Consider the following 12,773-nt stretch of genomic DNA (forward strand, 5'->3'; position numbering starts at 1 on the left):
GTATGGTACGGCCCCGGTTTCGAGGTGGAAACGGGGGCGTTCCGCGCGATATGGATGGGCCCATGAGTAACAACGGGGGAGCCCGCCACGGGGCCGATGAACCGACGAGTTTCGAACTGCAACCGCCGCAGCCGCCGGCCCGTCCGGCGAACCCGCAGGTGCCGAACCCGCAGGTACCGGTCCCGCACCCCGGCAACCCCTACGCGACGCCCGCGCACGCGGGCCCCCCGCATGCCGTGCCCCCGCATGCCCAGTCCTCGCACGAGCAGTCCGCGCAGCCGCACCCCGCCGAGCAGTCACCCGCCCCGCAGCGGGCGGTGCCTCATCAGGCGGCCCATGATCCCGGCGCCGGGCGGCTGATCGCCGAGCGGTACCGGCTGCTGTCCAAGCTCGGGCACGGCGGCATGGGGACGGTGTGGCGGGCCAAGGACGAGACCGTGGACCGTGAGGTCGCGGTAAAGGAGCCCCGCGTCCCGGACCACCTTCCCGAGCGTGAACGGGAGAACGCCTACGAGCGGATGCGGCGCGAGGCGCGGGCGGCGGCCCGGCTCGACCATCCGGCCGTGGTGAACGTCCATGACGTGGCCGTCGTGGACGGGCGGCCCTGGATCGTCATGGAGCTGGTGCAGGGACGTTCCCTCGGTCATGCCCTCCAGGAGGGCACCCTGGGTGTGCGCGAGGCCGCCCGGGTCGGCCTGGAGGTGCTCGGCGCGCTGGAGGCCGCCCATGCCGCCGGGATCCTGCACCGGGACGTCAAACCGGACAACGTCCTGCTCGGCCGGCACGACCGGGTGGTCCTCACGGACTTCGGGATCGCGCAGATCGAGGGCGAGACGAACCTGACCGACACGGGCGGGTTCGTGGGCTCGCCCGAGTACATCGCGCCGGAGCGGGTGCTGGGCCAGCGGCCCGGACCGGCGAGCGATCTGTGGTCGCTGGGGGTGGTGCTGTACGCGGCGACCGAGGGCGTGTCGCCGTTCCGCCGCAGCAACACGCCCGCCACCCTCCAGTCCGTCCTCAACGCGGCCCCCGCCCCACCCGCCGTGGCCGCCGGACCGCTCGCCGAGGCCATCAACGGCCTCCTCCAGAAGGACCCGGCCCGCCGCCCGGACGCCGTGCGCGTCCGCACCCTGCTGGAGGCCGCCGCCAACCCGGCCCCGCCCGCGCCCGTGCCCACGCAGAGCGTCGCCGTCGCCGAACCGGCCCGCCGGGGTCGGCGGTTCGGGCGGGCGGCCTGGATCGGGCTGGGGGCGGTGGTGGTCGCGGCGGCGGTGACGTCGTACGTCGTGATCGCCGATCCGTTCGCCGGGCCGCTGCCGGACGGCTGGAAGACCCGGCAGGAACAGGCGCTCGGCGTCACCCTCGCGGTACCGGAGGACTACAAGCGGGGTGTGCCCGAGAAGGACGACGAGTCGCACTGGGTGACGTACACCGACGCGAGCGGGGCCGTCTGGATCGGGCTGACCCTGGAGAAGAAGGCCGAGGACACCACCGGTGACATCGCCGACTCCGCGTCGGCGGAGATGTACGACGACAACGCGACCTTCAAGGACAGCGGTTCGTACGAGCTGAGCATGCCGGAGGCGCCGGGGACCGCCCCCAAGCCGGAGGTGTCGTACGAGGGGAAGAAGGCCGCCGAGAACACGGTGACGTACACGACCACCGACACGCAGAATCCGCGCCCCCGTGAACTGCGGATCTTCTACTTCAAGACGTCCGGCGGGGACATGTACAAACTGACCGTCGGCTACCCGGGCCAGGGCGACTTCACCGAGCGGGGCCGGGACGTGGCACGGACCGCGATCGCGAACCTGGACGTCGACAAGCTGTGAGTCGCCCCGCGGCCCGGACGCCGCGTCGACAGCGAGGCGCTCGGCGCGGTAGGCATGGGGCATGAGTGACGGCGGCACACACCGGCCCGACCCCGACGGACGGCCCAGCGGTGAACGGACGGCCACGGGTGGGCGGTTGGTCGATGGGCGGTTGACTGATGGGCCGTTGGTCGATGGGCGGTTGGTCGGTGGGCGGTACCGGCTCGTCGAGCGGATCGGTTCCGGTGGCATGGGCGCCGTGTGGCGGGCGCACGACGAACTGGTCGACCGCGAAGTCGCCGTCAAGCAGCCGCATCTGCCCGGCGCCCCGGAGGACGAGGCGTATCAGCGGGCCGCGCACCGGCTGCACCGGGAGGCGCGCGCCGCCGCCCGCGTCGACCATCCCTGCGCGGTCACCATCCATGACGTGGTCGTCGACGACGGGGTCCCCTGGATCGTCATGGAACTGGTCCGCGGCGAGTCCCTGCACGAGCGGCTGCGCCGGGGCACCCTGTCGCCGGTCGAGTCCGCCCGGATCGGCCTCGCCGTCCTCGGCGCGCTGCGCGCCGCGCATGCCGTCGGAATCGTGCACCGCGATGTGAAACCGGCCAATGTGCTGCTCGGCTCCCACAGCCGGGTCGTCCTCACGGACTTCGGTGTCGCACACGTCCAGGGCGAGGAATCGCTCACGGTGAGCGGGGAGTTCGTGGGCTCGCTGGAGTTCGTCGCGCCGGAGCGGATGTCCGGGCGCGGTGCCGGACCCGCCTCCGACCTGTGGTCGCTCGGCGTGCTCCTGTACGCGGCCGTCGAGGGCGGCTCCCCCTTCCGGCGTACGACGCTGGAGTCCACGCTCGCCGCGATCCTCGCCACCGATCCGCCCGAGCCGAAGCAGGCCGGACCACTGGGGCCGCTGATCGTGGGGCTGCTGGTGAAGGACCCCGACGGTCGGCCGGGGCCCGCGGAGACGGCGGCTGCCTTGGAGACGGTGGTGGAGAAGTGGCCGACGCCCGGGGAGGCGGGGGTCGCCCAGGAGACGGATGGGTTGAGGGAGTTCGGGGAGGACGGGGGGACGGTGTGGTTGGGGAGTGGGGACGGGGTACCGGCCGGGGTGGCGGGTGCCGGGGTGGGGGAGCACGCGGGTGGGGAGGACGCGGGTGGGGAGGACGGGAGCGGCGTGGCGCCGGGGGAGGCGGATGTCGTGGACGGGGGGATACCTCAGGCGGACCCCGGTGCGTCGGCGGACGCCGTATCCCCTGCCGGGGCCCCTGCCCTGCCCCCGCGTGGTCGGCGCGGTCTCCGTCACCCCGTCGCCCTCGCGCTCGTGGGAGCGCTCCTCGGCGGTGGGATATGGGCCGGGACGATGGCCTTCGGTGGGACGGAGGGCGGGGACGGGGAGACGGCGGTTGCCGAATTGACGCCTGGGTCGGCGACCGGACCCACGTCCGGGTCGGCGGCCGGAACGTCGGCCGGACTGACCGGGGCGCCCGAGGGGGCCGCGTCGCCGTCGGCGTCCGCCATCGAGACCTGGGTACTCCATCCCGAGGGCGACATGGACGCCGTACTGGCGCTCCCGGTGGAGTACGAGGAGCTGGCGCGGCAGGGCGGGCCGGACGATCAGCCTCGGCTGGTGGTCTACTCGTCCGGCTCCGTGGACGTACGCCTCACGCAGTGGGACCGGGCGCCACGGGATGCCATGGGACAGGCGAAGGACGCGCACGCGACCTGGGCGGGGTACGACCCGCAGGCGCGCACCCAGTACACCGAGACCAGCTTCCGGGGCAGTGACGCGGTGATCGCGGACACCACGTACACCTCCGAGGGGTTCACCACCCGGGTGATGGAGCTGATGATCCTCACCGGGGACGGCCGGATGTATGAGCTGCGGGTGGACATGCCGAAGGGGACGGCGGAGGAGCAGCGGGGTACGACGGTGTTCAAGGAGGCGCGGGACCGGCTGGAGCTGGGCGCGGGGGGCTGAGCCTGGGGCGGGATCCGGTCGGCGGTCGGTGCCGCTCCATTACCGGCGGGTACACAAAGCCTGCGGCGCGGCATACCCTGCGCCTCATGACCGACGCGCAGGGTTCTGAGACGGCCACCGGCCCCGTGGACACCACGACCCCCATCGCTACGAACGCCAGTGCGGACAATGGGGCGAATGGCGGGGCAGGCGGCGGGGCGGACGACGGAGCGGATATCGGTGCTGGGGTCGGTGCTGGGGTCGGTACGAATCCGGTCGCACCCGCCCCGGCGGGTGTGCGGACCGCCGCCGATGTGGTCACGCCGGAGCTGATCGCCCAGCTCACCAAGGGGGTGGCCGGTTCCGGCCTGACCGCGAGCCACTCACCCTTCACCGGCGAGAAGCTGGCCGATCTGCCCGAGTCGACGCCGGAAGACGTGGCAGGGGCGTTCGAGGCGGCGCGGGCCGCGCAGGCCGTGTGGGCGCGGATCCCGGTGCGGCGGCGGGCCGCCGTACTGCTGCGCTTCCACGATCTGGTGCTGGAGCGGCAGGCCGAGGTGCTGGACCTGATCCAGCTGGAGACCGGCAAGGCCCGGCTGCACGCCCACGAGGAGGTGCAGGCCGTCGCGGTCGCCGCCCGCCACTATGGCCGCCGGGCCGCCGCCTATCTGCGGCCCAAGCGGCACGCGGGCGCCGTGCCCGCGCTCACCCATGTCACCGAGTTGCGCCACCCGCGTGGAGTCGTCGGTCAGATCGCCCCCTGGAACTACCCCCTGGAGCTGAGCGTCGGCGACGCGCTGCCGGCGTTCGTCGCGGGCAACGCGGTGGTGATGAAGCCGGACACGGAGACCTGTCTGACCGCGCTGTGGGCCCGTGACCTGCTGATCGAGGCCGGGTTGCCCGCCGAGGTGTTCCAGGTCGTGCTAGGCGAGGGCCCGGTCGTAGGACCTGAGGTCGTCACCCACGCGGACTACGTCTCCTTCACCGGCTCCACCCGCACCGGCCGCGAGGTCGCCGAGCGCGCCGCCGCCCGCCTGGTCGGCGTGTCCCTCGAACTCGGCGGCAAGAACGCCATGCTGGTCCTCGCGGACGCCGACGTAGACAAGGCCGCGGCGGGCGCGATCCGCGCCTGCTTCTCCTCCGCGGGCCAGCTCTGCGTCTCCATCGAACGGCTGTATGTCCACGAGTCGATCGCGGACACCTTCCTGGAGCGGTTCGCCGCGCGGACCCGGGGCATGCGGCTCGGTACGTCCCTGGCGTACGGCGCCGACATGGGCTCGCTGGTCGGCGAGCGGCAACTGGCCACCGTACAGCGGCATGTGGCGGACGCGGTCGCCAAGGGCGCGACGGTCGTCGCCGGGGGCGTGGCCCGGCCGGACATCGGCCCGTACTTCTATGAGCCGACCATCCTCGACGGCGTCGGCGAGCCGATGGCCGTCTGCGCGGAGGAGACCTTCGGCCCGGTCGTCTCCGTCTACCGCTTCGCCGACGAAGAGGACGCGATCGAGCGCGCCAACTCCACGTCGTACGGCCTGAACGCCTCGGTCTGGAGCAAGGATGCCCGGCGTGGCCGCGAGATCGCGGCGCGGCTGCGCACCGGCACGGTCAATGTCAACGAGGGGTACGCCTCCGCGTACGGCAGCGCGCAGTCCCCGATGGGCGGCATGAAGGACTCGGGCCTGGGCCGCCGACATGGCGCCGAGGGCATCCTCAAATACACCGAGGCGCAGACGGTGGCGGTGCAGCGGGTGCTGCCGATGGGGCCTTCGCTGGGGATGAGCGATGAGCAGTACGCGCGGGTCATGAGTACGAGTCTGCGGGTGATGAAGGCGTTGCGGTTCCGGTAGCCGGTAGCCGGTAGCCGGTAGTAGCCGTAGCCGGCCGTCGGTCGTGATCGGGGGCGTTGTCCTGGGTGGGGCAAAGAGAAGGACCTGCGCCCCCCTCCGAGCGCAGGTCCTTCTCTTGCTTGCGTGTGCTTGCGTGAAGCTGTTCGGTTGTTGAGCCGTCGGGCCGTTCGGCCTCGTTATGCCTCGACGCCGGTCTTGCGCTTGCGCACCACGAACACCGCGCCGGCGCCGAGCACGACGGCGGCGCCGCCGACGAGGCCGATGACGGGAAGCGTGGAACTGGAACCGGTCTCGGCGAGGTTGCCGGTCACCTGGGGGGTGTTGGTGCCGGGCTCCTTGTCGGTGATGGGAGCCTTGCCGCCCTCCTGCGGGCCGGTGCCGTCGGTGTCCGTACCGGAGGCCACGATCTGGAAGCGGTACGCGACCTCGCCGAAGCCGAAGCACTCGGCGTCGCGGTCGCCGTAGATCGTCGCGCCGAGCGAGAAGCCGGCGCCGACCGGGGCGGATGACTTCACATCGATCCGGAGCGGGATGTTGACCTCGTAGTCCGGCTTCAGCTCGTCGGTGTAGCCGACATACCCGACGGCGTAGCCCTCTTCGTTGAGGTCTCCCCACGTCTCACTGTCCGGGTCCCACGCCTGGAGCCGGACCTGCTGGGTGCGGAAGAGGTCCGTGCCGTCCTCGTCGGGGGAGGCTCCGGCGAAGAAGTCCAGGTCGGTGAGGGTGGAGTCGGAGCTGTTCAGGACGTCCAGCGAGAACTCGTGCCAGCCGCTGCCCGCCTCGATCTTGCCCGGCAGGCCGGTGATGGTGACATCGACCTTCTGGTCCGCGCACGCCGAGGGCTCGGGGTCGGGGCTCTCGGTCTCCTCCGGCGGGGTGGTGGTCTCCGCCGGGGTGGTCGCCGGAGTGGTCGACGGGGTGGTCGCCGGCGGGGACGTCGAGGTCTCGGTGTCCGTCTCCGGCTCCGAGGACTTGTCGTCGTCGGACGGCGTGGTCGACACGGTGTCGGTCGGTTCTGAGGTCTGCGATTCCGAGTCCGTCGGTGAGGCGGTCAGCGACGGGTCGGCCGAGATGGACTCGGAGGACGTCGGGGACGGGGAGGTGTCCCCGTCGGTCGCGAACGCGACGGGCGCGGCGGTCAGCAGCGCGAGCGGCGAGATGACGGCTGTCGCAGCCGCCACCGCGAGGGCACGGCGGAGCTTCATGAAGACCTCGAAAGTCAAGTACCACGGCGTCGCGGTACGGGCGGCCGGGTCTCACGTGTGGGGCGTGGGATGGTCCGGTGATTCGAGAGGTTGGATCAGTGAAGCCTGTGAAGGGTTGCCCTTCGCTCACAAAAATCTTATGTGACCTGGGTCACTTGGAGGGGGCATGTGGAAGGGCCCCGCGGGGGTCGGCCGCGGGGCCCTTCTTCGTCAGCACCGGCGTCAGGGCGGCGCCGGTGCCGGGGAGCGGCGCCGGGGGGTTGCGCCGCTGGCTGTGTGCGCCTGGGTCGGCGCTCCGGCGCATCGGGGGTGCGCGGGTGGTCCGACAACGGGCGGGGTTGTGGTGAGGGTGTGGGGAGGATGGGGCGGATGGGGACGGCGGGTGTGATGCCGACGATGTTCGCCGCCGCGGGGCAGGGCGGCGGCTGTCTGTCTGATTGGCTGTCCGCTGTACGGACGAGCGTTGCGGGGGAGACCTTCGCCCTGGACCTGGACGGATTCCGCCGGCCGGCCCCGGGCGTCCCCGGAGCCGGCCGTTCTCTTGGGTGACCGGGCTGCTGTCCCCGGCCGTCCGGACACGACCCTGGAGCGAGGTCCCACGACGTACGGCACGATCCGTACGTCTCATCGCTCCAGCGAGCCACGCGTGGTTCTTTCGGGCCCGCACCTGGCTGACACGGACATCGGTACCAACGAAGGGTCTCGCGGGGCGGTCACGCGCCGTACGGGTGAGAGGGCATGCGTACGTACGTACACGGAACGCCGATTCTCAGATCTTGCCGCGGCACAGTTCGAGCAGCGTCATGGCGAGGGGGGTGCCGGGCTTGCCCAGGGCCTCGCGGTAGTGGCCGAGGATCTCCATCTCCCGGGAGAGGTTCACCCGGCGTCCGCCGGAGGTGATCCGGGCGTCCTGGATCACGGCCGAGACGGCCATCCGTTCCTGGATCAGGCCGATGATCCGGTCGTCGAGCGCGTCGATACGTTCACGGGCGCCGGTGATGACATCGGCGGCGGCGTCGGTGTGCGCGCCGGTCTTCTCCGCGGGGGTGGTGGTCATGGCGGGGTCTCCTGGGGATGGGGAGGGGGAGTGGTGTCGGATGTCTCGACCCCGGTACGGACAGGCCCCGGAAACGCCAGGCGCCCCGGACCTTGTCGGCCCGGGGCGCCTGGGAAGTCGCTTGTCAGTAGCTCAAGCAGCACGACCATGGCAGCCGGCGGGCCGGTCGCCATAGGTAAACAGGAAGGTCGGGTGCTTGCGCATGGGGTGAGTATGGCATGGGGGTGCCGGACGGTCGGGGGAGGGGGTGGGGGTAGGGGGGTGGAGGTGGCTGTTTGGCCGGGAGGGGCTTGGCCGGGGTGGCACCTCTCTGTCCGACCGAGACGGGTGGCTGGGTGGGCGTAGGTCTGGGGGGCTGGGGGCGTAGCCCCCAGGTACGGCGGCGACCGTCCGACCCGCAACCGGCGGCAGACCCGAGCCGCCACCCCCGTAACGCCGACCCGCACCGGGCGGCAGACCCGAGCCGCCACCCCCGTAACCCCACCCCGCCCCCCGTTAGACTCGGTACCCACACACCCCGCCCCACCGCCGGAAGGCACCCCGTGTCATCAGCGACCCCCGCTGCCCCCGCCCCCGACACCGTCCTGGTCGTCGACTTCGGCGCGCAGTACGCCCAGCTCATCGCCCGCCGCGTCCGCGAGGCCCGGGTCTACAGCGAGATCGTGCCGAGCACCACGCCGGTCGCCGAGATGCTCGCCAAGAACCCGGCGGCGATCATCCTCTCCGGCGGTCCCTCCTCGGTCTACGCCGACGAGGCCCCCCGCCTGGACCGCGCCCTCTTCGAGGCCGGCGTCCCCGTCTTCGGCATGTGCTACGGCTTCCAGCTGATGGCCCAGACCCTCGGCGGCACGGTCGACAACACCGGTGCCCGTGAGTACGGCCGTACGCCGCTGCACGTATCGAAGTCGTCCTCCACCCTCTTCGAGGGCACCCCCGCCGAGCAGCCGGTCTGGATGTCGCACGGCGACGCCTGCTCCGCCGCCCCCGAGGGCTTCACCGTCACCGCGTCCACGGACGTCGTCCCGGTCGCCGCCTTCGAGAACGACGAGAAGAAGCTCTACGGCGTCCAGTACCACCCCGAGGTCATGCACTCCACGCACGGCCAGCAGGTCCTGGAGCACTTCCTCTACCGCGGCGCCGGCCTCACCCCCACCTGGACCACCGGCAGCGTCATCGACGAGCAGGTCACCGCGATCCGCGAACAGGTCGGCGACAAGCGCGCCATCTGCGGCCTGTCCGGCGGCGTGGACTCCGCCGTCGCCGCCGCCCTCGTCCAGCGCGCCATCGGCTCCCAGCTGACCTGCGTCTACGTCGACCACGGCCTGATGCGCAAGGGCGAGACCGAGCAGGTCGAGAAGGACTTCGTCGCCGCGACCGGCGTGCAGCTCAAGGTCGTCGACGCCGAGGAGCGCTTCCTGACCGCCCTGAAGGGCGTCTCCGACCCCGAGGAGAAGCGGAAGATCATCGGGCGGGAGTTCATCCGCGTCTTCGAGCAGGCCCAGGCCGAGATCATCGCCGACGCGGGCCCGGCCGTGGAGTTCCTCGTCCAGGGCACCCTCTACCCCGACGTCGTGGAGTCCGGCGGCGGCACCGGCACCGCCAACATCAAGTCCCACCACAACGTCGGCGGCCTCCCCGAAGACCTCGAATTCCAGCTCATCGAACCGCTGCGCAAGCTCTTCAAGGACGAGGTCCGCATGGTCGGCCAGGAGCTGGGCCTGCCCGACGAGATCGTCCAGCGCCAGCCCTTCCCCGGCCCCGGCCTCGGCATCCGGATCGTCGGCGAGGTCACCAAGGACCGCCTCGACCTGCTCCGCGAGGCCGACGCCATCGCCCGCGAGGAACTGACCGCGGCCGGCCTCGACCGCGACATCTGGCAGTGCCCGGTGGTGCTGCTCGCCGATGTCCGCAGCGTCGGCGTCCAGGGCGACGGCCGCACCTACGGCCACCCCATCGTGCTGCGCCCGGTCTCCTCCGAGGACGCCATGACCGCCGACTGGTCCCGGCTGCCGTACGACGTCCTCGCGAAGATCTCGACCCGCATCACCAACGAGGTCAGCGACGTCAACCGCGTCGTCCTCGACATCACCTCCAAGCCCCCGGGCACCATCGAGTGGGAGTGACCTCCCCATGACCTCCCCATGACCTCCCCCCGGCCGCCCTTCAGGTCCGCTTGAGCGTCCGCACCGGCGCTCCGGGCTGCCACACCTGCACGACCAGGTATTTCTCGTCCTCGACGGTCGTCCGTACGACCTCCGTCAACTCGGTGCGGAAGAGGTGGAACGGCTCCGGCGGTTTCACCTCTTCGCTGTACGCCGCCTTCCGCGCCGGATCCGTCACCTCCACCGCCCGCCCGGCGATCCGCACATCACCCCCGCCCATCGACTGCCCCTCACCCGGATTCGCCTGCAACGCGAACCGCGCGTCCCGCCGCAGATCGAGCGCCTTCACCGACCCCGGCATCATCCCCAGCCACAGCTCACCGCCGAGGAAACGCACCTCCAGCCCCGTCGTACGCGGCGCGCCGTCCTTGCGCAGCGTCGCCAGCACGTGATGCGTGAACGCCCCGAACCGCTCCTCCACGGTCCTCGCCAGCACGGGCTCCACCGCCACGAACCCACCCCAGCTCACACCGCCCACCCCACCGGCACCGGTGCCGTCCCGCAGGTGGCGCTCGCTGGTGCCGTCCCCATGGATGCTGTCCGTGCCGGTGACATCCCCACGGGCACCATCCGCCCCGGCACCCGACTCGGTCCTGTCGTCACTCGCACGTCTCATATGACGAGTCTGGCCGCGAATCCCGACATCCACTGTCCGGTATCGGCCAGAGGCGTCCTCTTTCGGGCGCAGCTCTGTCATCTTCGCCAGCCCGACGGTAACTTCCCGCCCGTAAAGCAGCCCAGTGCCGGAGGATCCATGCTCGGCCCCACTCCGCCCCCACCCCTGCCCACCGACCGGCTGCGCTTCGCGATGCCGCCGATGCACGAATCCCTGGAGGACGAGCGCCGGCACCGCAAAGAACGGCTCGCCGGCGCTCTGCGGATCTTCGGCCGCAAGGGCTTCGAGGACGGGGTCTCCGGCCACATCACCGCCCGCGATCCGGAGTTCTCCGACTGCTTCTGGGTCAACCCCTTCGGCATGCCCTTCCGTCATGTCACGGTCAGCGATCTGGTCCTCGCCAACCAGGACGGGCAGGTCATCCAGGGCGGCTACCACGTCAACCAGGCCGCCTTCACCGTCCACGCCCAGGTCCACGCCGCCCGCCCCGATGTCGTCGCCGTCGCCCACTGCCACTCCGTGCACGGCCGCGCCCTCGCCGCCCTCGGCGACCTCCTCGACCCGATCACCCAGGAGAGCTGCGCCTTCTACGAGGACCACGCCCTGTACGCCGGCTACAGCGGTGTCACCGCCGACAGCGACGAGGGCCGCCGGATCGCCGATGCCCTCGGCTCGCGCAAGGCCCTTGTCCTGCGCAACCACGGACTGCTCGCCGTCGGCGACTCGGTCGACGCCGCCGCCTGGTGGTTCCTGTCCATGGAACGCTCCTGCCAGGTCCAGCTCACCGCCCGTGCCGCAGGCCGCCCCGTCCTGATCGACCACAAACTCGCCACCGCCACCCGGGAACAACTCGGCGGCGATCTCGTGGCCTGGATCAACTACCAGCCCCTCTGGCAGGAGATCAGCCGCAGCGAACCCGACCTGCTGAGCTGACTGACGCGCCTGCGAGCTGACGCCCCGCCGAACTGACGCCCCCTCGCCTAGAAGTCCCGCAGCACCACCGCCTTCGTCATCGCGAATTCCTCCTCCGTGAGCACCCCGTCCCGGTACAACTCACCCAACTCCCGCAACCGCCGCAGCAGTACATCGTGATGATCGTCCCGATACCGCCCCTCCGCCCCGCCCACCGCCGGCGCCACGGTGGGGGTGGGGATGGGTGCGCCGGTGAGGGGTGAGGTCGAAGCCGAGACCGAGGCCGGCGGGGGCAGCACCAGGTGGTCCACGGCGCCCGCACCCTCCCGGGCCGTCGACGGGTGCGGCAGCCGCGCCGTCACCGCCGTCGCCACCAGCGCGGTCAGCAGATCCCGCCGCACACTGCCCCACAGATCCAGTGCGTACGGATCTTTCTCCGGCGGCAGCTTCGAGAACACCGCCTCCCGCGTCACGAACCGCAGAAACCCGTCCTCGTGCCCCGAGTTGGGCAGCCACTCCACCTGCGTCAGGTCCGTCACGTCGATGATCCGTGGCCCGGTCGCCCGTTTCACCCGGTCCGAGGTCTCGCTCCAGTCGATCCTGACCCGCGTCCCGTCGAACGACACCGTCCCGTCGCTCGACCGCACCGACACCGGCACCGGCGGCCCCGGCAGCAGATACGCCCCCGTCGGCTCCTTGGGGATCTGGTCCAGCAGCAGCGCCTGCCGGATCTCCTCCGCCACATACTCCGCGACCCCGGTCCGGTCCGGGTCCACCGCCAGCCGGTACGGATCCGCCGCGTCCGGCAGCCGCCCGCCGGTCGCCTGGAGCAGCGGGTCCGCCCCCTCGCGCAGCCGTAACCGCAGCCTGCCCCGTCTGCGCTCCGGCTCGTGGACCACCCCCGCGACCGCCTCCAGCGGCACGGTGATCTCCCCGTACGTGTGCCGGAACAGCGGCACGGACCGGTGCAGCCCCGGCGTGATCCGGACCGTCGTGCCGTCGAAGGCCCAGGTCCCGTCCCGCTGGATGATCTCGGCCATACGGAAATTCTCGCAGCCGGGTCAACAAGGCGAACCGCGTTTCACCCCCGTCCCCGCCCGGTCCGTGGACCTGCCGGGCGGGCATCGGTCCCGGTAGGGCACAATTCGCTGTCATCACACGGGAGTTGCGTGGCGGTGCCGGAGGCCCGGAGGGGGGCCGGATCAC

General features: G+C 71.7%; 9 protein-coding genes. 5 read left to right on the plus strand and 4 right to left on the minus strand.

The features are described 5' to 3' along the window. Positions 1-62 precede the first annotated feature (62 nt). From ACFXAZ_RS04160 to ACFXAZ_RS04170, 3 genes are all read left to right on the plus strand, one after another. Entirely contained in the window at positions 63-1,832 is a 1,770-nt protein-coding gene (locus ACFXAZ_RS04160) for a protein kinase (RefSeq protein WP_384584725.1), read from the plus strand. 229 nt (positions 1,833-2,061) lie between these two features. Beyond that, complete coding sequence (locus ACFXAZ_RS04165; protein WP_384584952.1) at positions 2,062-3,789, plus strand: serine/threonine-protein kinase; 1,728 nt, start codon at positions 2,062-2,064, stop codon at positions 3,787-3,789. 86 nt (positions 3,790-3,875) lie between these two features. After that, positions 3,876-5,615: a succinic semialdehyde dehydrogenase gene (locus ACFXAZ_RS04170; RefSeq protein WP_384584728.1), complete on the plus strand. Its 1,740-nt coding sequence runs from the start codon at positions 3,876-3,878 to the stop codon at positions 5,613-5,615. A gap of 176 nt (positions 5,616-5,791) precedes the next feature. Here ACFXAZ_RS04170 and ACFXAZ_RS04175 read toward each other — a convergent pair whose 3' ends face one another. After that, positions 5,792-6,820 (minus strand): LAETG motif-containing sortase-dependent surface protein, encoded by a 1,029-nt coding sequence (locus tag ACFXAZ_RS04175; RefSeq protein WP_384584731.1) that lies wholly within the window; start codon positions 6,818-6,820, stop codon positions 5,792-5,794. A 769-nt stretch (positions 6,821-7,589) separates the two neighbouring features. Continuing rightward, entirely contained in the window at positions 7,590-7,877 is a 288-nt protein-coding gene (locus ACFXAZ_RS04180) for a chorismate mutase (RefSeq protein ID WP_384584734.1), read from the minus strand. Positions 7,878-8,419: 542 nt separating this feature from the next. Here ACFXAZ_RS04180 and guaA point away from each other — a divergent pair. Further along, positions 8,420-10,000, plus strand: a complete 1,581-nt coding sequence (gene guaA, locus ACFXAZ_RS04185; RefSeq protein ID WP_384584737.1) for a glutamine-hydrolyzing GMP synthase — start codon at positions 8,420-8,422, stop codon at positions 9,998-10,000. A gap of 40 nt (positions 10,001-10,040) precedes the next feature. Here the strand turns inward: guaA and ACFXAZ_RS04190 are convergent, their stop codons facing one another. Next, on the minus strand, positions 10,041-10,508 hold the full coding sequence (locus ACFXAZ_RS04190) for a pyridoxamine 5'-phosphate oxidase family protein (RefSeq protein ID WP_384584955.1): 468 nt from the start codon (positions 10,506-10,508) through the stop codon (positions 10,041-10,043). A gap of 285 nt (positions 10,509-10,793) precedes the next feature. Between ACFXAZ_RS04190 and ACFXAZ_RS04195 the strand changes: the two genes are divergently transcribed. Next, positions 10,794-11,588 carry a class II aldolase/adducin family protein gene (locus ACFXAZ_RS04195; RefSeq protein WP_384584740.1) on the plus strand — a complete coding sequence of 265 codons (795 nt, stop codon included), beginning with the start codon at positions 10,794-10,796 and terminating at the stop codon, positions 11,586-11,588. Between the two features lie 47 nt (positions 11,589-11,635). On the opposite strand, the gene ACFXAZ_RS04200 is transcribed toward ACFXAZ_RS04195, so the two are convergent. Beyond that, complete coding sequence (locus tag ACFXAZ_RS04200; protein WP_384584743.1) at positions 11,636-12,607, minus strand: DUF4429 domain-containing protein; 972 nt, start codon at positions 12,605-12,607, stop codon at positions 11,636-11,638. Between the last annotated feature and the right edge of the window lie 166 nt (positions 12,608-12,773).

Source organism: Streptomyces sp. NPDC059477, assembly GCF_042749375.1.
Lineage (GTDB): Bacteria > Actinomycetota > Actinomycetes > Streptomycetales > Streptomycetaceae > Streptomyces.